Origin of the sequence: Streptomyces caelestis (genome assembly GCF_014205255.1) — a bacterium.
GTDB lineage: Bacteria > Actinomycetota > Actinomycetes > Streptomycetales > Streptomycetaceae > Streptomyces > Streptomyces caelestis.
Genome location: NZ_JACHNE010000001.1, coordinates 1,557,194 through 1,578,308 on the forward strand (window position 1 = coordinate 1,557,194; position 21,115 = coordinate 1,578,308).

General features: G+C 69.8%; 20 protein-coding genes. 5 read left to right on the top strand and 15 right to left on the bottom strand.

The window, feature by feature from the left end; genetic code table 11:
- Positions 1-14 precede the first annotated feature (14 nt).
- The 13 genes from HDA41_RS06975 to HDA41_RS07035 form a co-directional block, all read right to left on the bottom strand.
- Positions 15-878: a Pro-rich N-terminal domain-containing protein gene (locus HDA41_RS06975; RefSeq protein WP_184981686.1), complete on the bottom strand. Its 864-nt coding sequence runs from the start codon at positions 876-878 to the stop codon at positions 15-17.
- Between the two features lie 164 nt (positions 879-1,042).
- On the bottom strand, positions 1,043-2,134 hold the full coding sequence (gene aroB / locus HDA41_RS06980) for a 3-dehydroquinate synthase (protein WP_184981687.1): 1,092 nt from the start codon (positions 2,132-2,134) through the stop codon (positions 1,043-1,045).
- The gene (locus HDA41_RS06985) at positions 2,131-2,643 is read right to left on the bottom strand and encodes a shikimate kinase (RefSeq protein ID WP_184981688.1); all 513 of its coding nucleotides are present in this window, start codon (positions 2,641-2,643) and stop codon (positions 2,131-2,133) included. Before HDA41_RS06985 ends, aroB begins: the two co-directional genes overlap by 4 nt.
- Positions 2,640-3,824, bottom strand: a complete 1,185-nt coding sequence (gene aroC, locus HDA41_RS06990) for a chorismate synthase (RefSeq protein WP_184981692.1) — start codon at positions 3,822-3,824, stop codon at positions 2,640-2,642. Before aroC ends, HDA41_RS06985 begins: the two co-directional genes overlap by 4 nt.
- Before the next feature lie 711 nt (positions 3,825-4,535).
- Positions 4,536-5,375, bottom strand: coding sequence for a shikimate dehydrogenase (locus tag HDA41_RS06995; RefSeq protein ID WP_184981694.1), 840 nt, complete (start codon positions 5,373-5,375; stop codon positions 4,536-4,538).
- Complete coding sequence (mltG, locus tag HDA41_RS07000; RefSeq protein WP_184981696.1) at positions 5,356-7,080, bottom strand: endolytic transglycosylase MltG; 1,725 nt, start codon at positions 7,078-7,080, stop codon at positions 5,356-5,358. Before mltG ends, HDA41_RS06995 begins: the two co-directional genes overlap by 20 nt.
- A gap of 121 nt (positions 7,081-7,201) precedes the next feature.
- Positions 7,202-7,666: a Holliday junction resolvase RuvX gene (ruvX, locus tag HDA41_RS07005; protein ID WP_184981699.1), complete on the bottom strand. Its 465-nt coding sequence runs from the start codon at positions 7,664-7,666 to the stop codon at positions 7,202-7,204.
- A 16-nt stretch (positions 7,667-7,682) separates the two neighbouring features.
- Positions 7,683-10,355 (bottom strand): alanine--tRNA ligase, encoded by a 2,673-nt coding sequence (gene alaS / locus HDA41_RS07010; RefSeq protein ID WP_184981701.1) that lies wholly within the window; start codon positions 10,353-10,355, stop codon positions 7,683-7,685.
- Complete coding sequence (locus HDA41_RS07015; RefSeq protein ID WP_184981704.1) at positions 10,355-10,765, bottom strand: hypothetical protein; 411 nt, start codon at positions 10,763-10,765, stop codon at positions 10,355-10,357. Before HDA41_RS07015 ends, alaS begins: the two co-directional genes overlap by 1 nt.
- Positions 10,766-10,774: 9 nt before the next feature.
- Entirely contained in the window at positions 10,775-11,215 is a 441-nt protein-coding gene (locus tag HDA41_RS07020) for a DUF948 domain-containing protein (protein WP_184981705.1), read from the bottom strand.
- A gap of 178 nt (positions 11,216-11,393) precedes the next feature.
- Positions 11,394-12,008 (bottom strand): 30S ribosomal protein S4, encoded by a 615-nt coding sequence (gene rpsD / locus HDA41_RS07025; RefSeq protein ID WP_010046470.1) that lies wholly within the window; start codon positions 12,006-12,008, stop codon positions 11,394-11,396.
- 300 nt (positions 12,009-12,308) lie between these two features.
- Complete coding sequence (locus HDA41_RS07030; protein ID WP_184981707.1) at positions 12,309-13,661, bottom strand: replication-associated recombination protein A; 1,353 nt, start codon at positions 13,659-13,661, stop codon at positions 12,309-12,311.
- A gap of 56 nt (positions 13,662-13,717) precedes the next feature.
- Positions 13,718-14,374, bottom strand: a complete 657-nt coding sequence (locus HDA41_RS07035) for a vitamin K epoxide reductase family protein (RefSeq protein ID WP_184981709.1) — start codon at positions 14,372-14,374, stop codon at positions 13,718-13,720.
- A 141-nt stretch (positions 14,375-14,515) separates the two neighbouring features.
- On the opposite strand from HDA41_RS07035, the gene HDA41_RS07040 reads away from it, so the two are divergent.
- The 4 genes from HDA41_RS07040 to HDA41_RS07055 are packed head-to-tail and all read left to right on the top strand — an operon-like array spanning position 14,516 to position 18,037.
- Positions 14,516-15,388 carry an ABC transporter ATP-binding protein gene (locus HDA41_RS07040; protein ID WP_184981711.1) on the top strand — a complete coding sequence of 291 codons (873 nt, stop codon included), beginning with the start codon at positions 14,516-14,518 and terminating at the stop codon, positions 15,386-15,388.
- On the top strand, positions 15,385-16,230 hold the full coding sequence (locus tag HDA41_RS07045; protein WP_184981713.1) for an ABC transporter permease: 846 nt from the start codon (positions 15,385-15,387) through the stop codon (positions 16,228-16,230). The genes HDA41_RS07040 and HDA41_RS07045 overlap by 4 nt, the downstream gene beginning before the upstream one ends.
- On the top strand, positions 16,227-17,414 hold the full coding sequence (locus HDA41_RS07050) for a sensor histidine kinase (protein WP_184981715.1): 1,188 nt from the start codon (positions 16,227-16,229) through the stop codon (positions 17,412-17,414). Before HDA41_RS07045 ends, HDA41_RS07050 begins: the two co-directional genes overlap by 4 nt.
- Positions 17,411-18,037, top strand: coding sequence for a response regulator (locus tag HDA41_RS07055; protein ID WP_184981717.1), 627 nt, complete (start codon positions 17,411-17,413; stop codon positions 18,035-18,037). Before HDA41_RS07050 ends, HDA41_RS07055 begins: the two co-directional genes overlap by 4 nt.
- Before the next feature lie 38 nt (positions 18,038-18,075).
- Here HDA41_RS07055 and hisS read toward each other — a convergent pair whose 3' ends face one another.
- Both hisS and HDA41_RS07065 read right to left on the bottom strand, forming a co-directional pair.
- Positions 18,076-19,338 carry a histidine--tRNA ligase gene (gene hisS / locus HDA41_RS07060; protein WP_184981719.1) on the bottom strand — a complete coding sequence of 421 codons (1,263 nt, stop codon included), beginning with the start codon at positions 19,336-19,338 and terminating at the stop codon, positions 18,076-18,078.
- Between the two features lie 11 nt (positions 19,339-19,349).
- Positions 19,350-20,057: an MBL fold metallo-hydrolase gene (locus HDA41_RS07065; protein ID WP_184981721.1), complete on the bottom strand. Its 708-nt coding sequence runs from the start codon at positions 20,055-20,057 to the stop codon at positions 19,350-19,352.
- A 167-nt stretch (positions 20,058-20,224) separates the two neighbouring features.
- Between HDA41_RS07065 and HDA41_RS07070 the strand changes: the two genes are divergently transcribed.
- Positions 20,225-21,070: a peptidylprolyl isomerase gene (locus HDA41_RS07070; RefSeq protein WP_184981723.1), complete on the top strand. Its 846-nt coding sequence runs from the start codon at positions 20,225-20,227 to the stop codon at positions 21,068-21,070.
- Positions 21,071-21,115 lie beyond the last annotated feature (45 nt).

Here is a 21,115-nt window from a genome sequence, read left to right on the forward strand (position 1 = left end):
GAACCACACCCCAGCTACCACTGCGGCGGGCTCGCGATGGACCGGGCCAGCACGTCGTCCAGCACCCGCGCCGTCTCCGGGACATCCAGCTGCGAGTTGTCGATGATCGGCAGACCGGACCCGTACCACCCGGCCATCCGCCCGTGGATACGGGCGACCTCCTCGTCCGACAGCCGCCGATTGCCCGTGCGCTCCGCGTTGCGTTCCAGGACGATGTCCAGCCCGGGAAGAAGGACGACCGGCAGCAAGCCGGGCCCGACATGCCGCTTCCAGCCGCCGAGGCCGACGACGGGCCGGTCGGGAAAGACCGCGTCGTCGAGGATGCAGGATATGCCGTTGGCCAGGAAGTTCCGCGCGGCGAAGCCGCAGGTGCGGCGAGCGAGGCGGTACTGCGCCTCGGAGTTGTCGTTCCACCCGGACTGGGGGTCGGCGAAGCCCGAGCGGACCCACTCGCGTACGTCGTCGAGGCTGATGTGCGCCGTGGGGACCCGGCGATGGTCCGCCCAGTACTTGGCGACGCTGGTCTTCCCGGCACCCGCGGGTCCTATGAGCAGCACGGCGAGCGTCGTACCGGCCGGGTCGGGGACCGCCGTCGCGGGCGGCGCGCTGGGCATGGCGACCGGACCGCCGGGCGGCAGCGGCACATGGCCGGTGGTGTCCGGCACCGGAGGAACGGAGGCCTGTGGCGGGGGCGCGGCGGACCCGGGCGGAGGCGCGGGATAACCGGGCGCCGGGGGCGGCGGGGGCACGGGCGCGGACCCCTGGTGGGCGCCCGGGTGGTGCGGACCCGGGTGGTGTGCGGCCGGTGACCAGCCGACGGCCGGTCCGTGCCCCGGCTGGTGGGGCGGCGGCAGCGGAGAACCCACTGCGTGCTGCATCCGGTGCCACTCCGTCTCGTACAGGCGATGGGCGCTGACAGCGGGGGCGGAACCCGCTGCTACCGAACGGTACCGCCCCCGGCCATTGTTGTGTGAACGGCCGGGGGCGGTCCGAAGTGCCCGGCCCCGTAAGGCGATTCCGGACGGAAGGCGCGCCTGGGGACTTACTGTCCGACTTCTCCGTACGCGGCGAGCAGCACGGCCGGGTCGGGTCCCTCCAGGACCGTGGGCTTGGCCAGACCGTCGAGGACGATGAAGCGCAGCAGGTCGCCGCGGGACTTCTTGTCGACCTTCATGGTCTCCAGCAGCTTGGGCCACTGGTCGTGGCGGTAGTGCAGGGGCAGCCCGACCGATTCCAGGATGGTCCGGTGGCGGTCGGCCGTGGCGTCGTCCAACCGGCCTGCCAGGCGGCCGAGTTCGGCGGCGAAGTGCATGCCCACCGAGACCGCCGCGCCGTGCCGCCACTGGTAGCGCTCGTTCTTCTCGATGGCATGGCCGAGCGTGTGGCCGTAGTTGAGGATCTCGCGCAGGCCCGACTCCTTCAGGTCGGACGACACCACGTCGGCCTTGACCCGGATGGAGCGCTCGATGAGCTCGGCGGTGTGCGGACCGGCCGGGGTGCGGGCGCTCTCGGGGTCGGACTCGATGAGGTCCAGGATCACGGGGTCGGCGATGAAGCCGGCCTTGATGACCTCCGCGAGTCCGGAGACGTAGTCGTTGACCGGGAGGGAGTCCAGCGCGGCCAGGTCGCAGAGCACACCGGCGGGCGGGTGGAAGGCACCGACCAGGTTCTTGCCCTCGGCGGTGTTGATGCCGGTCTTGCCGCCGACGGCCGCGTCGACCATGGCGAGCACGGTGGTCGGGATCGCGATCCAGCGCACCCCGCGCAGCCAGGTGGCGGCCACGAACCCGGCCAGGTCCGTGGTCGCGCCGCCGCCGACACCGACGATGACGTCCGTGCGCGTGAACCCGGACTGACCCAGCGCCTTCCAGCAGTAGGCGGCGACCTCGGCGGTCTTGGCCTCCTCGGCGTTGGGCACCTGGATGGCGACCGTCTCGTAGCCCTGCCCGGCCAGGTCGGCGCGCAGGGCGTCACCGGTCTCGGCCAGTGCCTCGGGGTGGACGATCGCGACCCGCTTGGCCTTGTCGCCGATCAACCCGGGCAGTTCGCCGAGGAGTTGCCGGCCCACGAGGACCTCGTAGGGGTCGGTACCGGCCGTGCCGCCGACCTGGATCCGGGTCACTGCCTCACTCATGCTTCCTTCAACTCCAGTGCGTTCAGGGCGGCTCGGGTGACCTCTTCGGGGGTGCGGCCGTCGGTGGGGACCACAGCCGTGGCGACCTCCTCGTAAAGGTGCCGGCGGGCCTCCATCAGCTCGCGCCACTGCTTGCGCGGGTTGATGGCGAGCAGCGGCCGGGCCGCGTTGAGGCCGGTGCGCTTGACCGCCTCCTCGACATCCATCGACAGGTACACCACCCGATGCCCGGCGAGCAGCGCGCGCGTGTCGGGGTCGAGGATCGCGCCGCCGCCCAGTGCCAGCACACCGCCGTGCTCGGCCAGCGCCTTGTGCACGGCGGCCTTCTCGATGGCGCGGAAGGCGGACTCGCCCTCCTCCACGAAGATCTCGGCGATGCTGCGCCCCTGCTCGGCGACGATGTCGTCGTCGGTGTCCCGGTAGCCGGTCCCGAGCCGCTCGGCCAGCAGCTGCCCGACGGTCGACTTGCCCACGCCCATCGGGCCGACCAGCACGATCAGCGGGCTCATCGGATGGTCAGGTTGTCGAGGTAGGACCGGACGTTGCGCCGGGTCTCGGCCACGTTGTCGCCGCCGAACTTCTCCGCGACCGCGTCGGCGAGGACGAGGGCGACCATCGCCTCGGCGACGATGCCGGCGGCCGGCACCGCGCACACGTCGGAACGCTGGTGGTGGGCGGCAGTGGCCTCGCCGGTGACGACGTCCACCGTCTTCAGCGCCCGCGGCACGGTCGCGATCGGCTTCATCGCGGCCCGCACGCGCAGCAGCTCACCCGTGGACAGCCCGCCCTCGGTGCCGCCGGAGCGGCCGGTGGTCCGCTTGATGCCCTCGTCGGTCGAGACGATCTCGTCGTGCGCCTTGGAGCCGGGGACGCGTGCCAGGTCGAAGCCGTCGCCGACCTCGACTCCCTTGATCGCCTGGATGCCCATCAGGGCGGCGGCGAGGCGGGCGTCCAGGCGGCGGTCCCAGTGCACGTGCGAACCGAGGCCGACCGGCACCTCGTACGCCAGCACCTCGACCACGCCGCCGAGGGTGTCGCCGTCCTTGTGGGCCTGGTCGATCTCGGCGACCATCGCCTTCGACGCGTCGGCGTCCAGGCAGCGCACCGGGTCCGCGTCCAGCTTCTCCACGTCCGCGGGCGTCGGGTACACGCCGTACGGCGCCTTCGCGGCCGCGAGTTCCACCACGTGGGAGACGATCTCGATGCCGGTCGTCTCCTTCAGGTACGACCTGGCCACCGCGCCGAGGGCCACCCGGGCCGCGGTCTCCCGGGCGGAGGCCCGCTCCAGGATCGGCCGGGCCTCGTCGAAGCCGTACTTCTGCATACCGGCGAGGTCGGCGTGGCCGGGCCGGGGGCGAGTCAGCGGCGCGTTGCGGGCGAGGCCGTCGAGGATCTCCGGGTCGACCGGGTCGGCCGCCATGACCTGTTCCCACTTCGGCCACTCGGTGTTGCCCACCATGATCGCGACCGGGGAGCCGAGGCTGAGGCCGTGCCGGACGCCGCCGATGAAGGTGATCTCGTCCCGCTCGAACTTCATCCGGGCACCGCGCCCATAGCCCAGGCGCCGCCTCGCGAGATGGTCCGCCACCAGGTCCGTGGTGATCGGCACGCCGGCGGGAAGACCCTCCAGCGTCGCGACGAGTGCGGGACCGTGGGATTCCCCCGCGGTCAGCCAGCGCAACCTGCTCAACGGTGCTCCTCAGTGTTCGCGGCCTGCTTACTGCCGAGCGTACGCACCTCATCGCGTACGGCTACGGCCCGACCCGGGTGCGCGGCCCCGTCCGGTACCACCGATCCTCCCACGTCGGTGGGGCCGGGCCGGAATCGGTCCGCGTGACGGACACAGCGAGCGGTGGCGGAGAGCCGGCATGCGTGCGCGGCACCCTCACTGATCGCCGAGGGTGCCGCAGCCGTTCGCCGACGAGGTCAGCCGCAGTGCCCGAAACCGCTTGTGCAACTGTCCCAGAAGATGCCGTTGTCCACGTATGCGATAGCGCCGGTGTACTTCACACACTTATTGGTGGCCTGGGCATAGACAGGACCGACGTAAGGGCTGCATTCATCCTTGTCGCGCTTCCGGCTGCCGCCCTCGACGAGAATGCCGGCCAGGTCAGGGAGCCGAATCCGACATAACCATTGATGTGCGTCGTCACGACGCAGTCGTAGCCGTTCGACGCGTTGTACAGCAGGGAAACCCTACCGGCGGGCTTGTTGGCGCTTCTGTCGATCCCACCGTGCGGGATTCCAGGACCTTGCACCCCGAGCCACAGGCTGCTACGCATTTCCATTCCCCTCGTGCCCGAAAAGGCCTTGCCGTCACAAAGTAACGACGGCGGAGGGGATGATCAGGGTTGGAATTCCTGCTTCCGTATTCCGGTCAAGGGGAAATTCCGTCCCGCATTCATCGAGCGGCGAGTGCCCGTTCCCCGGCGGTTCGCATGGCCTCGAGCGGAGCCGGAGAACTTCCCGTCATCTGCTCCACTTGAAAGACCGCCTGGTGCACCAGCAGGTCCAGCCCGCTGACCACCGCTCCCCCGTGGGCCGACCACCGTGCCGCCAGCGTCGTGGGCCACGGGTCGTACAGCACGTCGAACAGAGTGGCCGGCCGCTCGGGCACGGAGGAAGCGAGCGAGTCCGTCGCACCCGCCGGGGTCGTGGCGATCACGAGGGGAGCGCTCAGGGCCTCTTCGGCCTCCGACCAGTCGGCGATGCGCACCTCCACGTCCAGCCGCTCGCCCCACTGCCGCATCTCGGCGGCGCGAGCCTCGCTGCGCACATGGACGACTACCTCGCCGGTGCAGATCCGGGCGAGCGCGGCCAGCGCGGACGAGGCGGTGGCGCCGGCGCCGAGGATCGCGGCGGAGCCGACCTGCTCGATGCCCCGTTCACGCAGCGCGGCGACGATGCCGGGGATGTCGGTGTTGTCACCGACGCGTCGCCCGTCCTCCGTGAACACGACGGTGTTGACCGCCTCCACCGAGGCCGCCGTCTCGCTGACCTCGTCCAGCAACGGGATGACGGCCCGCTTCAGCGGCATGGTCAGCGACAGGCCGGCCCACTCCGGGCCGAGCTTCTCGATGAAGCCCGGCAACGTCGCTTCGTCGACCTCGAAGCGGTCGTACGACCAGCCGGTCAGTCCCAGCTCCGCGTAGGCCGCGCGGTGCAGCACCGGGGACAGGGAGTGGGCGATGGGGCTGCCGAGCACCGCGGCCCGCTGGACGTCAGTTGCCCGTGGTGGCATTGAACTTTTCCTTGAGCTTCTCGAACTCGGCCCTGTTCTTGGCGAACTCGGTCTTGCTGACGCCATCGGTCGCCACGAAGTAGATCCAGCCGTCCTTCGTCGGGTTCAGTGCCGCCCGCAGCGCCACGTCCCCTGGGTTGTCGATCGGACCGGGGGGCAGGCCCTTGTTGGTGTACGTGTTGTACGGGTCCTTGTTGCTGTTGATCTCGGACTCGCTGATGTGAATGTTGCTCTCGTTCTTCAGATAGTTGAAGCTCGAGTCGAACTGGAGCAGCTGGTTGGTCTCCGTATTGGTGGGCTTGAGGCGGTTGTAGACCACCTCGGCCATCTTGCGGAAGTCGTCGTGCGTCTTGCCCTCGGCCTGGACGAGGCTCGCGACGGTGATCAACTGCCAGGGGTCCTCGAGTCCGAGGCTCTTGGCCTTCTTCTCCACCCCGATCTTCTCGTACGTCCGCGTGGCCCGCTGGACCATCTGCTTGAGGACGTCCTCGGGCTTCTGCCCCTTGCTGACGCCGTAACTGGAGGGATAGAGGAACCCTTCCAGCGGGTCCTTGACGTTCTCGTGGTTCAGCGCCCAGTCGGGCAGGCCGAGCTTCTTGTAGTCCTCCTCGGCGACCGCTGCGGTGGTGCCCTCCTTGACGCCCAGCCGCTTGTCGATGAGCCGGTAGATGTCGGCGTTGCGCTTGCCCTCGGCGATGATCAGGTTGTTGCGGCTCTCCGGGCTGAGCATCAGTTCGACCGCGCTGTCGGCCGACATTTGCTTCTGCAGCGTGTACACGCCGTCCTGGATGGTCTTGCCCTCTGGGTTGCTCTGCTGGGCTGCGACGAACGCGTCGACGCTCTTGACGACTCCCGCGTTCTTCAGGACTTGGCCGATCTTGTACCCGAGCGCTCCCTCGGGGATCTCGACGGTCACCTCCTGCCCGTTGCCGTCGCCCGCATAGTCCGGCGCGTCGCCGAAACGCTCCTGGAAGAACTGGTAGCCGAAGTAGCTGACGCCTGCCAGGCCGCCGCCGAGGACCAGGACGACCACCAGGCAGGCCGTGCCGTTGCGGCGCTTCTTGGGTTTGCCGCCGCGTCCCCGCTGGTCGTCGCGCCCGCGACGGCCCCGCGGCTGGTCGCCGTCGTCATCGTCGTCGCCGCCCGCGAAGAAGGCGTGTTCGCCCTGGTCGGGGCCGGGGTCCCAGTCGGTCTCCGGCTCCGGCTCGGCCTGACGCCGGCCGGGCGGCTCCGGTGGCGGGTATGCCTCGGGCGTGCCGTAGTAGTCGGACTGGCCCCCGTCGTAGGCGCCGGTTTGCTGACCGTACGGGTCGGCGGGGTCGCCGGGGTACGAGACCTGCTGGTGCGGGTCGGCGGCCCAGCCGCCGTTGTCGTACTGCTGCTGGTGGTACCCAGAGTCCTGCTGGTGCCCTTGGTGTCCCTGGTTGCCCTGCCCCGGGTACTGCTGATGCCCGTGGGCCTGTGCCGCGTACTGCTGCTGGTCGTACTGGTACTGCTGCTGCGCCTGACCGTATCCGGTCTGCTCCCCGGTGCCCCAGTCGCCGTACTGCGGCTGCTGTGGCTGCTCTGGATAGTGCTGCGGCTGGCCGCCGTAGGGGGACTGCTGACCCTGGTGGGCCTGCTCTCCTCCCCATCCGCCGTCCCCGTACAACGGGTCCTCCGGATGCCACGGTTCGGAGCCTTGGCCCCGGCCATACTCAGTCATCGATCCCCTAGAGCCGCGAGGCGGCGGTCACGCGGCTTCCGGCTCGGCTCCCGTCCCGCCTCTTGCTGTGCGGTGGCTGTTCGAATGCCGCCACATCGCGCGGAACGTTACCGTATCGCGATCAGATGACTACTTCGACGCCTTCGCCGGGTGCTTTACCTGACACCCGTTCGGATTCAAGGGCCTGTTGCAGGATGACCACCGCAGCCGCCTGGTCGATGACGGACCTGCCCTTCTTGGACTTCACGCCTGAAGCGCGCAGTCCCTGACTGGCGGTCACCGTCGTCATGCGTTCGTCCACGAGTCTCACCGGAACCGGGGAGATCATGCGCGCCAGTTCCTGGGTGAAGCCCCGCACCTTGACCGCGGCCGGGCCCTCGCCGCCCTTGAGGGAGCGCGGGAGACCGACCACGATCTCGATGGGTTCGTACTCCTCGACGAGTTGCTTCAACCGTCGCTGAGCTGCGGGGATGTCACGCCCCGGAACCGTCTCCACCGGGGTGGCGAGGATCCCGTCGGGGTCGCACGAGGCGACCCCGATGCGGGCGTCCCCGACGTCGATCGCGAGTCGACGTCCTCTGCGCATGTTCCAGACCCGTTTCTTACTTGGCCGTCTCGGCGACCAGGCGCTCCACGGCGCCCACGGCCTCGCCGATCGCGGCCGGGTTCTGACCGCCGCCCTGGGCGACGTCCGGCTTGCCGCCACCGCCGCCGCCGAGGGTCTTGGCGGCCGCGCGGACCAGGTCGCCGGCCTTCAGGCCCCGCTCGCGGGCGGCCTCGTTGGTGGCGATGACCGTCAGTGGCTTGCCGTTCGCCACCGTGAACAGGGCGACCACGGCGGCCCGTCCGCCCTGGATGCGTCCGCGCACGTCGAGCACGAGCTTGCGCAGGTCGTCGGCGGTCGTGCCGTCCGGGACCTGACCGGTCACGACACCAACGCCACGGACGTCCTTGGCGGACTCCACAAGACCGGCGGCGGCCTGGAGGACCTTCTCGGCGCGGAACTTCTCGATCTCCTTCTCGGCGTCCTTCAGCTTGCCGAGCATGGCGGAGACCTTCTCCGGGAGCTCCTCCGGGCGGCCCTTGATCAGCTCCTGGAGCTGGGCGACGACCGTGTGCTCACGGGCGAGGAAGTTGTAGGCGTCGACACCGACCAGGGCCTCGATCCGGCGGACACCGGAGCCGATGGACGACTCGCCGAGCAGCTTCACCAGGCCCAGCTGGGCGGTGTTGTGCACGTGCGTGCCGCCGCACAGTTCCTTGGAGAAGTCGCCGATGGTCACGACGCGCACGCGCTCGCCGTACTTCTCGCCGAACTCGGCGATGGCTCCCTGCTTCTTGGCCTCGTCGATGCCCATGACATCGGCGCGGACGTCCAGGTCGCGGGCGAGCACCTCGTTGATCTTCTGCTCGACGTCGGTCATCACGGCCGTCGGAACGGCCGACGGAGAGCCGAAGTCGAAGCGGAAGCGGCCGGGCTGGTTCTCGGAACCGGCCTGGGCGGCCGTCGGGCCGAGGGCGTCGCGCAGGGCCTGGTGGGTCAGGTGGGTGGCCGAGTGGGCACGGGCGATGGCCTTGCGGCGGCGGTCGTCGATGGAGGCGTGGGCCTTGGCACCGACGGTGACCTCGCCGACCTGGACGACGCCCTTGTGCACGTAGACACCCGGGACCGGCTTCTGGCAGTCGCGGACCTCGATCACGGCACCGGAGTCGACCTTGATCTTGCCGGTGTCGCCGATCTGGCCGCCGCCCTCGGCGTAGAAGGGGGTGCGGTCGAGGACGATCTCGACCTCGTCGCCCTCGGTGGCGGCCGGGGAGGAGGCGCCGTCGACGAGGATGCCCACGATCGTGGACTCGCCCTCGGTGTCGGTGTATCCGATGAAGTCGGTGGCACCGGCGCGGTCGGCGATCTCACGGTAGGCGCCCATGTCGGCGTGGCCGGTCTTCTTGGCCTGGGCGTCGGCCTTGGCGCGCTCCCGCTGCTCCTTCATCAGGCGGCGGAAGCCGTCCTCGTCCACGGACAGCCCCTGCTCGGCGGCCATCTCCAGGGTGAGGTCGATCGGGAAGCCCCAGGTGTCGTGGAGCAGGAAGGCCTTGTCACCGGGCAGCACGGTGGAGCCGGCGGCCTTGGTGTCGCTGACGGCGGTGTCGAGGATGTTGGTGCCGGCCTTCAGCGTCTTGAGGAAGGCGTTCTCCTCGGCGAGGGCGACCTTCTCGATGCGCTCGCGGTCGGTGATGAGCTCGGGGTACTGCTGGCCCATCATGCCGATGACGACGTCGATCAGGTCCTTGACGACCGGGCCGGTGGCGCCGAGCAGGCGCATGTTGCGGATGGCGCGGCGCATGATGCGGCGCAGCACGTAACCGCGGCCCTCGTTGCCCGGGGTGACGCCGTCGCCGATGAGCATGGTGGCGGTGCGCATGTGGTCGGTGACCACGCGCAGGGACACGTCCGAGGAGTGGGCGTCGCCGTAGCGGACGCCGGTCAGCTCGGTGGCCTTGTCGATGACGGCCATCGAGGTGTCGATCTCGTACATGTTCTGCACGCCCTGCAGAATCATGGCGAGGCGCTCGAGGCCGAGGCCGGTGTCGATGTTCTTGCTGGGCAGGTCGCCGAGGATCTCGAAGTTGTCCTTGCCGGTGCCCTCGCCCCGCTCGTACTGCATGAAGACGAGGTTCCAGATCTCCACGTACCGCTCGTCGTTGACGGCGGGGCCGCCCTCGGCGCCGAACTCGGGGCCACGGTCATAGTTGATCTCGGAGCAGGGGCCGCACGGGCCGGGGACGCCCATGGACCAGTAGTTGTCCTTCATGCCGAGGCGCTGGATGCGCTCCTTCGGCACACCGACGACCTCGTGCCAGATGCGCTCGGCCTCGTCGTCGTCCTTGTAGACGGTGATCCACAGGCGCTCGGGGTCGAGGCCGTAACCGCCCTTGTCCTGGGGGCTGGTGAGCAGCTCCCAGGCGAGCTTGATGGCGCCTTCCTTGAAGTAGTCGCCGAAGGAGAAGTTGCCGCACATCTGGAAGAACGTGCCGTGGCGCGTGGTCTTGCCGACCTCTTCGATGTCGGGCGTGCGCACGCATTTCTGCACGCTGGTGGCGCGCGAGAAGGGCGGCTTGACCTCACCCAGGAAGTAGGGCTTGAAGGGCACCATGCCGGCGGGGACGAGGAGCAGAGTCGGGTCGTCCGCGATGAGCGACGCCGAAGGGACGACGGTGTGACCGCGCTCCTCGAAGAAGCTCAACCAGCGGCGACGAATCTCAGCCGACTCCATCAGTGGTCCTCATTCCGGTTGTACGAATTCTTCTTGTACGTGGACGACGTGGTGTCGATGACGTACGTCTTCGGCTCTGTGCGGTTCTCGATGGCGGCGTGCCGCCGGGATGGGGGTACCCCCTGCTCGAGCGAAGCCGAGAGCTTGGGGGAGGGGAGTTCAGGGTCGACGGGGGCGTTGAGCCCGAGCGCGTCGCCCAGTTCAGCCTCGCGCTGCGCCATGTTGTCGCGGACGTCGAGCGCGAAGTCGACCGCGCGGTCCTTGAGCCGGTGGCCGGCCTCGATCGCCTTGTTCCCCGCGGTTCTGGCGAGGCTCTCGGGCGTCAGCTGCTTCAGCTTCCGGTTGACCTTGGTGGTGGCCCACACTCCGGCGGCGACGCCGGTGGTGAACCAGAACGTACGGCGGAACATCGCTGGCTCTCAGTCCCTCTTCCCTCGGGCGTTGCGCCGAGAGACCGTGCGACCCACGATCACGGTACGCCTCGGCGCCTTGCCGGGCACGTCCTCCTTGCGGCCGCCGAGGGCCCGGCGCACGCCGTAGCCGAAGGCGGCGACCTTGACCAGGGGGCCGCCGAAGGTGGAGGCGACGGTGGTCGACAGCGCGGAGGCGTTCGACGTGACCTCCTGGACGTCGGAGGCGATCGAGTCGACCCGGTCGATCTGGGTCTGCGCGGAGCGCACCGCCGTGGAGGCGTCGGCCAGCAGCGGGACGGCCTGATCGGTCACATCCGCCACGAGCTTGGTGGTCGCCTTGAGCGTCTGGGCCAGCCTCGCCAGGGCGACGGCGAGGAAGGAGACCAGGATCGCCCAGAAGACGGCCACCAGGATTCCGGCCACCTCTCCACCGGACACTGTGTGCACCCGCTCCCTGAAAACGTGCCTGAACATCGAAAAAGTCGTGCGACGAGCCTATCGCGCCGGGGATGCGGCTCCGTACCGGATTACCGCCCGGGGACGGCGGATTCGCGAAAGCCCGCCGCCTCGCCCGCCCGGAGGGGCGGGGGGACGACGGGCTGGGGTACCGCGTGCCTGCCGAGGATCAGCGGGCGTAGTACTCGACGACGAGCTGCTCGTCGCAGATCACCGGAATCTCCTTGCGGTTCGGCTCGCGGTCCAGGCGGAACGCCAGGGCCTTGAGGTTCACCTGGAGGTAGCGCGGGGTCTCACCGTCGGGGGCGAAGCCACCTTCACGGGCGATCGTGAAGAGGGTCTTCTCCTTGGAGCGCTCGCGGACCTGCACGACGTCGTCCGGACGGACACGGAAGGAGGGCTTGTCGACCTTCTTGCCGTTGACCGCGATGTGGCCGTGGACGACCATCTGGCGGGCCTGGTAGATCGTGCGGGCGATGCCCGAACGCAGGACCAGGGCGTCGAGACGGCGCTCCAGCTCGATGATCAGGGCCTCACCGGTCTTGCCCTGGACCTTGGAGGCACGCTCGTAGGCGCGGACGAGCTGGCGCTCGGACACGTCGTACTGCGCGCGCAGGCGCTGCTTCTCGAGCAGACGGACCTTGTAGTCCGAGTTCTGCTTGCGGCCGCGGCCGTGCTCACCGGGCGGGTACGGACGGGCCTCGAAGTACTTGACGGCCTTCGGGGTGAGCGCGATGCCGAGGGCACGCGACTTCTTGACCTTGGGGCGGGACTGGTTCGCCACTGTTTCTCGTTTCCTAGTGTCGGCTTGTCAGGGTTGTGGGAGGTCGCATCCGCAGCCGGGGAAACCCTCCTCGTCCCTGCGGACGGGGCGGGCAGCCGCTCCCCTGGTCTGGGCACATACGTGCAGCACGCGAGTGGCCCACCGACCGGTCCCGTCGTACGACGAGTGGTGGTGGGTTGCCCGCGACACCGTTCGACGGTGCGCGACGCTCCTGGAGCCGGTCCTGGAGGTCCGGGCTCCGTCCGACTGTCCCGTTCTGACTGCACGGGACGCGGCACTCCGAACGAGTTTACAGGGTGCTCAGGACCGCTTTCGACCGAGGTTCTTCCGGGTCCACTCGACCGCGTCCGCGTAGCGGGCCTCCGCGCCGTGCCGGGTCGGCTCGTAGTACTCGCGGTCCTTGAGGGCGTCCGGGGCGTACTGCTGGGCGGCGATGCCCTCGGGCAGGTCGTGCGGGTAGACGTAGCCCTGGCCGTGGCCGAGCTTGGTGGCGCCCTTGTAGTGGCTGTCGCGCAGGTGCGCGGGCACGGGCCCGGCCAGTCCCTTGCGTACGTCCTCCAGGGCGGCGCCGATCGCGGTGGTCGCGGCGTTGGACTTGGGGGCCAGGGCGAGGGCGATGGTGGCGTGGCTGAGGGTGAGGGCGGCCTCCGGAAAGCCGATCATGGCGACGGCCTGGGCGGCGGCGACCGCGATCGGCAGGGCGGTCGGGTCGGCGAGGCCGATGTCCTCGCTGGCGGAGATCATCAGGCGCCGGGCGATGAAGCGGGGGTCCTCGCCGGCCTCGATCATCCGGGCCAGGTAGTGCAGGGCGGCGTCGACGTCGGAGCCTCGGATGGACTTGATCAGGGCGCTGGCCACGTCGTAGTGCTGGTCGCCGTCGCGGTCGTACTTCACGGCGGCCCGGTCGACCGTCTCCTCCAGGGTGGTCAGGCCGATCTCCGTCTCCCCCTTGTCGAGGGCGGCTCCGGCTGCCGCCTCCAGGGCGGTCAGGGCGCGGCGGGCGTCGCCGCCGGCGATGCGCAGGAGGTGGCTCTCGGTCTCCCCGGGGAGGGTGACGGCGTCCTTGAGGCCGCGCTCGTCGGTCAGGGCCCGCTGGACGAGGTCCTTGATGTCGTCGTCCGTGAGCGGTTCGAGGGTGAGCAGCAGGGAGCGGGACAGCAGGGGGGAGATCACCGAGAAGTACGGGTTCTCCGTCGTCGCCGCGATCAGTGTCACCCAGCGGTTCTCGACGGCCGGGAGGAGGGAGTCCTGCTGGGCCTTGCTGAAGCGGTGGATCTCGTCGAGGAAGAGGACGGTCTCCTTGCCGTATCCGCCGGAGGCGCGGCGGGCGCCGTCGATGACCGAGCGGACCTCCTTGACGCCCGCGGTGATCGCCGACAGTTCGACGAAGCGGGCGTTGGTGGCCTTGGAGACGACGTACGCCAAGGTCGTCTTGCCGGTTCCTGGCGGGCCCCAGAGGATCACCGAGGAGGGACCGGCCGGGCCGGAGGCCTCGCCGACCAGTCTGCGCAGGGGCGAGCCCGGCTTCAGCAGATGCTGCTGGCCCACGACCTCGTCGAGGGTGCGCGGGCGCATCCGCACCGCCAGGGGGCTGCTGGACGGCTCCTTCTCCTGGCGTGCTTCGGCTGCGGCGGTGAACAGGTCGGGCTCCACGTCAGAAACCCTAAATCACGGCACTGACAATGCCGCCGGGCCCTGGCGTTCCCGGCTCAGCTCATCCAGAAGTCCCACCAGCGGGTCAGGATCAGCATGCCGATGATGCCGATGTGCAGCACGGGCATGACCCAGGTGAACTCGTCGAAGAAGCCCTTGAGCCAGCCCGGGGCGGGCAGGAAGCCCTTGCGGACGTTGAACGACGTCACGTACCAGAACATCAGGATCGTCGCGACCCAGGCCAGGCAGCACCACAGGCACAGCGCGTTGATCCGGTACAGGGACTGGAACATCAGCCAGGCGCAGAAGACGACGCCGAACAGGCAGCCGGCGTTGAAGGTGAGCCAGTACCAGCGCGGGAAGCGGGCGCGGGCGAGCAGGCTCACGCCGACGCCGATGACGATGCCGTAGCAGACGAGGCCGAGCATCGGGTTCGGGAAACCGAAGACGGCGGCCTGCTTGCTCTCCATGACGCTGCCGCAGGAGACGACGGGGTTGAAGCTGCACCCGGGCGTGAACGTCTTGCCCTCGGCCTTGGCTTCGAGGATCTTGAACTTGTCGATCGTGATGACCCACGCGGCGAGCAGTCCGGCCGCGCCGGTGATCACCAGCAGCAGGGCGAGGGCCCGGCTGCCGCCTTCGGCGCGGGGCGCGATTGCGGCGCGCGCCGGCTCGGGCTCCGTGGAGACGTCCTTGACTGTCGTCTTGCTCATCACGCCGATTCCGTCACCTGAGACCTGGACAACTTCGGGCAGGGCCATTGTGCCGCACAGGACGTCTGTCCACCGTTCAGTGGACATAAGGATGTCCGCCCGGTCGTCCCTGAGGGTGCCGTTCCGGCCGACGCTCGTCGTATGACAGCACACGAGTACGACCTCGCCGTTCACGTCCGGGGGTTGCGCAAGCGGTACGGGGACGTGACCGCCGTCGACGGCATCGATCTGGGCATCCGCCAGGGCGAGGTGTTCGGCCTGCTCGGACCCAACGGCGCGGGCAAGAGCACCACGGTGGAGATCCTCCAGGGCAACCGGGACCGGGACGCGGGCGAGGTGTCGGTGCTCGGGGCGGACCCGGCGACCGGCACGCGCGCGTGGCGTTCGCGCGTCGGAATCGTCTGGCAGGACGAATCGGCACCCGCGGAGTTGACGGTCCGCGAGACGGTGCGGCACTTCGCCGGCTACTACCCACGGCCGCGGGACCCGGACGAGGTCATCGGCCTGGTCGGTCTGGAGGCGAAGGCGGACAGCCGGATCAAGGCGCTGTCGGGTGGCCAGCGCCGGCGTCTGGACGTGGCGCTCGGCGTGATCGGCGGTCCGGACCTGCTGCTGCTGGACGAGCCGACGACAGGGTTCGATCCGGCGGCCCGGCGGCGGTTCTGGTCGCTGATCCGCGCCCTGGCCGACGACGGCACGACCATCCTGCTGACCACGCACTACCTGGAGGAGGCGGAGGCCCTCGCGCACCGGCTGGCCGTCGTCGCGAAGGGCCGGATCGTCGCCGAGGGCGAGCCCGGGGCGTTGCGGGAGCGGTTCGGCACCGAGGTCCTCGTCGAGTGGACGGAACGGGACGGCACCCCGCGCCGCGAGCGCACGGGGACACCGACCAGGACGATCGCCGGGCTCATGCACCGCTTCGACGGTGAGATCCCGGGGCTGGCGGTGAGCCGGCCCACGCTGGAGGACGTCTACCTCCGGCTGACCGGACAGCGGCAGGAGGACGCGCGATGACCACGACCGCCGTACGGGACCGCGGTGCGGTCGGCGCCGAGGGGCTGCCCGGCGCCTGGGGGCTGGGGCTGCGGCGGGGTGCCCTGGAGATCAGGCAGTTCTTCCGGCAGCGCGACCAGGTGGTGTTCACGTTCGCCTTCCCGGTCGTCTTCCTGTTCCTGTTCGCGTCGATCTTCCGGGACGACGTGGCGGGCGCGGGCATCACCGCCTCGCAGCTCTACGTCCCGGCGATGATGGCCGCCGGCATCATGTCGACGAGTTTCCAGGCGCTCGGCATCTCGATCGCCGTGGAGCGGGAGGAGAAGGTGCTGCGCCGGCTGCGGGGCACGCCGATGCCGCCGACGGCGTACTTCCTCGGTAAGATCTGGCTGGTTCTTTTCACCGGTCTGCTGGAGACGGTGATCCTGCTCCTCGTCGGCACGACCGTGTACGACGTGGACCTGCCGTCCGACGCGGACCGCTGGTTCCACCTGGCGTGGATCTTCGTCCTCGGGATCACGGCGTGCGCCCTGCTCGGCATCGCCATCAGCTCGGTGCCGAGGTCCGCGAACAGCGCGAGTTCCGTGGTCGTGCTGCCCTTCCTGGTCCTGCAGTTCATCTCCGGGGTGTACATCGCCATCGGCACCATCCCGGACTGGATGCTGACCATCGGTGCGCTGTTCCCGCTGAAGTGGATGTGCCAGGGGCTGCGCGGGGTGTTCCTGCCGGAGTCGGCGCAGGTGCTGGAGCAGGCGGGGAGCTGGGAACTCGGGCGCGTGGCCCTGGTGCTCGCCGCGTGGTGCGTCGGAGGATTGGTGCTGTGTCTGCTGACGTTCCGCTGGAAGGACCGGCGCACCGGATGAGCGATGCCGCGAGCGCCTACCACTGGGAGCGCTCGTTCCGGCTCTGGGACACGTACTTCGCGCTCATCTGGGTGGCCACCTTGGTGTTCGTGCTCGGCGCGGGGCGCCCCGGATGGCCGGCCCGTGTCGTCGCGGCGGCGCTGCTCGCCCTGCTGATCCCGCTGTTCGCAGGGGTGGGGCGGCCGCTCCTGCGGCAGGACCCGTCCGACGAGCGACGGGCGCTCGTCTATCTCACGGCGGCGCTGGCGCTGTTCCTTCCGTCGGCGGTCCTCGTCGGGGAGACGCGGCTGATGACGTTCGCACTCGTCCCGCAGTGCTTCATGACGCTGCGGATGCGCTGGGCGCTGGTGGCGGTGGCCGTCATCAACTTCGCCCCGGTGATCGGCTGGGCGCTGCTGTGGTGGCCGAGCGACCAGGACGTCTTCTTCAACGTGCTGTTCGCCGTGGTCACCTTCGTCTTCTCGGCGGCGGTCGGCGGCTGGGTCATCCGGATCATCGAGCAGAGCCAGGAACGGGCGGCGCTGATCACCGAGCTGGACGCCAGCCGCCACGAGGTCGCGCGGCTGTCGACGGCGCACGGGGCGCTGGCCGAGCGGGAGCGGCTGGCCCGGGAGATCCACGACACGCTCGCGCAGGGGTTCACGAGTCTGGTGATGCTGATCCAGGCGGTCGAGGCGGAGCTGGACCACGACCTGCCCGAGGCGCGGCGTCATCTGCGGCTGATGGACGAGACGGCCCGGCAGAACCTGGCCGAGGCCCGGGCCCTGGTCGCCGGGGGCGCGCCCGCCGACCTGGACGGCGCTTCACTTCCGGACGCGCTGGGCCGGCTCGTCGCGCGCCATGACGCGGCCCTGGAGGTGACCGGCCCGGTCCGTATGCTGCCCGCCGGCCCCGAGGTGGTCGCCCTGCGGGCCTGCCAAGAAGCTCTGGCCAACACCCGGAAGCACGCGGGGAGTTCCGTGGCGGTCGGGGTGTCGCTGGCGTACGCCGACGACATGCTGACCGTGTCCGTACGGGACGACGGGCCCGGCTTCGACCCGGGTTCCGTGCGCGGTGGGTACGGTCTGGCGGGGCTGCGGGCCCGGGCCGTCGAAGTGGGCGGAACGGCCGAGGTGCGCAGCGCCCCGGGCGACGGCACGGTCGTGACCGTCCGGCTGCCGGTCGCGAGGAGGGAGACGCCGTGATCCGGATCGTCCTGGCCGACGACCATCCCGTCGTACGGGAAGGGCTGCGGGCGATGCTCAGTGCGGAGTCCGATCTGGAGGTCGTCGCCGACGCGTCCAGCGGGCCGCAGGCGGAGGCGCTGGCGGCTCAGTTGCGGCCCGACATCGTGCTGATGGATCTGCGGATGCCGGGCGGCGGGGGCGTGGACTCCATCGTGCGGATGACGCGGGCGGGGCTGCCGTGCCGGGTGGTGGTGCTGACGACGTACGAGACGGACCGGGACATCCTGCGGGCGGTGGAGGCCGGGGCGGCGGGCTATCTGCTGAAGGACCTGCCGCGTGCGGAACTCGCGGAGGCCGTGCGGGCGGCGGCGCGCGGCGAGACGGTCCTGGCCCCGTCCGTCGCGGCCCGGCTGGTGGACCAGCTGCGCACGAATCCGGAGCGGCCACGGCTGTCGAAACGCGAGACGGCGGTGTTGCGGCTGGTCGCCGAGGGCTGCACGAATGCCGAGATCGGGCGTCGTTTGTTCATCGGGGAGTCGACGGTGAAGACGTATCTGCTGCGGATCTTCACCAAGTTGGAGGTGGACGACCGGACGGCGGCCGTGACGAGCGCGCTGCGGTACGGGCTGCTGGAGGAGTGACGAAGGCGCCGGGAGTCTCCGGCGCCCTCGAAGCCACGTCAGCCCAGTCGCGCTTCCAGCTCCGCCACGATCTCGTTCACGCCCACCGCCGTCTGCTCGCCCGACTCCATGTCCTTGAGCTGGACGACGCCCTCGGCGAGGTCGCGTTCGCCGGCGACGATCGTGTAGCGGGCGCCGCTGCGGTTGGCGTTCTTCATCGCGCCCTTGAGCCCCTTGCCGCCGTAGGAGAAGTCGGCCGCGATGCCGTTCTTGCGCATCTCCGTGACCTTGGCGAACAGGACCCGGCGGGCCTCCTCGCCGAGCGGGACGGCGAACACGCTGGTGGTGGCGGGGAGTTCGAGCTCGACGCCCTCGGCCTCCAGCGCGAGGACCGTGCGGTCGACGCCGAGGGCCCAGCCGACGGACGGCAGCGCGGGGCCGCCGATCATCTCGGACAGGCCGTCGTAGCGTCCGCCGCCGCCGACGGCGGACTGGGAGCCCAGGCCGTCGTGGACGAACTCGAACGTCGTGCGGGTGTAGTAGTCCAGGCCGCGCACCAGCTTCGGGTCGTCCTCGAAGGCGACACCCGCCGCCGTGATCAGCTCGCGCACCTCCTCGTGGTACGCCTTGCAGGCGTCGCAGAGGTAGTCGCGCAGCAGCGGGGCGTCCCCCAGCTGCTTCTGGACCGACTCACGCTTGTCGTCCAGGACGCGCAGCGGGTTGATGCCCGCCCGGCGCAGGGTGTCCTCGTCCAGGTCCAGGCCGCGCAGGAAGTCCTGGAGCGCCGTCCGGTACACCGGGCGGCACTCCTTGTCGCCCAGGCTGTTGAGCAGGATCCGGAAGTCGCTGAGGCCCAGCGAGCGGTACGCCTGGTCGGCCAGGATGATCAGCTCGGCGTCCAGCGCCGGGTCCTCGGCACCGATCGCCTCGGCGCCGACCTGGGAGAAGTGACGGTAGCGGCCCTTCTGGGGGCGCTCGTAGCGGTAGTACGAGCCGGAGTACCAGAGCTTGACCGGGAGGTTGCCGGCCTTGTGCAGGTTGGCCTCCAGCGCGGCGCGCAGGACGGAGGCCGTGCCCTCGGGGCGCAGGGCGAGCCTGTCGCCGCCCTTCGTTTCGAAGGCGTACATCTCCTTCGTCACGATGTCCGTGGACTCGCCGACGCCGCGTGCGAAGAGTTCGATGTTCTCGAAGCCCGGCGTCTCGATGTAGCCGTAGCCGGAGTTGCGCAGCGGCGCGGCGATCGCCTCGCGGACCGCGAGGTACTTCGCGGAGTCCGGCGGGATCAGGTCGTACGTGCCCTTGGGGGCCTTGAAGGTGCTCACGGAAGGTCTCGTCACATTCCTCGTCGGGGAGCCGGGGATGCTCCCTGGCCGGCCGCCACCTGCCGCAGATACGGGTTGGTGGCGCGCTCCTGGCCGATGGTGGTCTGGGGGCCGTGGCCGGACAGCACCACGGTCGAGTCGTCGAGCGGCAGGCACACGCGGGCCAGCGAGTCGAGCATCTCGGCCATGTCACCGCCGGGCAGGTCGGTGCGTCCGATGGAGCCGGCGAACAGCAGGTCGCCCGAGAACAGGATCGGCGGGATGTCCGCCGCCTCGGGCATGCCGAAGGTCACCGACCCCTTGGTATGGCCGGGCGCGTGCGCGACGGACAGCTCCAGGCCGGCCAGCTGCAGCTTCGCACCGTCGGTCAGCTCCTTGACGTCGTCGGGCTCCCCCACGGTCAGCTCGCCCATGAGCGGCATCCCGATGGAGCGGCCGAGCGCCTTCTCCGGGTCGCTCATCATGTACCGGTCGTCGGGGTGGATCCAGGCCGGCACGTCGTGCGCGCCGCACACCGGGACGACCGAGGCGACATGGTCGATGTGGCCGTGCGTGAGGACGACCGCGACGGGCTTGAGGCGATGCTTCCTGATCGCTTCCTCGACGCCGTCGGCGGCCTGATGGCCGGGGTCGATGATCACGCACTCCTCACCGGCGGCGGGGGCGACGAGGTAGCAGTTCGTCCCCCAGGCCCCGGCGGGGAACCCGGCAATGAGCACGATCGTCCTTCGTTGTGTCGATACGGGCGGCTGCGGCTGCTGTCAGAGCCTACCGGCGCTGCCGATTCCTCAGCGAACCCATATACGGTACGGGGCACACGCGGGCGGTCGGCGCACAGGACCCACGCGTACCGGTCGACGTATCAGACGCATGAGGAGAGAACCCGGTGGTCAGCCAGGAACAGCGGCGGCGTCAGCTCGCCCGTGAGAAGTACTTGCGGCAGCAGCAGCGACGCACTGACGCTCGGCGCAAGGCCCGTATCCGCAACTCCGTGATCGCCTCGGTCCTCGGCGTGGTCGTGGTGCTCTCCGTGACGGTCTTCCTGACCAAGCCGTTCGAGGACGACGGCAAGACGGAGAAGGCGAACGCGGAAGCCACCCCGAGCGCCTCGCCCAGCAAGGCGCCGGACCCGTGTGAGAAGCCCGCCGCGGGCAAGGTCAAGTCGGAGACCTGGAAGAAGGAGCCGGCGATGACGATCGACGAGTCGGCGAAGTACACGATGAAGCTGGACACGACCTGCGGCGGGATAGACATCGCGCTGAAGGCGTCGGCGGCGCCGCACACCGTCAACTCGTTCAACTTCCTCGCCGGCAAGGGCTACTTCGACCACAGCAAGTGCCACCGGCTCACCAACCAGGGCATCTACGTCCTCCAGTGCGGCGACCCGCAGGGCACCGGCATGGGCGGCCCCGGCTACACGATTCCGGATGAGAATCTCAAGGACAAGAGCCTCAAGGGCGGGGTGTACCCGGCCGGCACGGTCGCGATGGCGAACCAGTACAACGCCCAGACGAAGCAGGGCCGCAACAGCGGCGGCAGCCAGTTCTTCCTCGTCTACCAGGACAGTCAGCTGCCGCCCGACTACACACCGTTCGGCGCGGTGTCCGAGGCGGGCATGAAGGTCCTCAAGAAAATCGCCGACGCCGGAGCCGAGGCTCCCGACCCTCAGACGGGCAACACGGCGCCCAACGCGACGGTCGTGATCAACAAGGCCACGGTCACCAAATCCTGACCCTCAACTGCGTAATTTCGGTCGCGCGGGATGCGGACAGGCCCC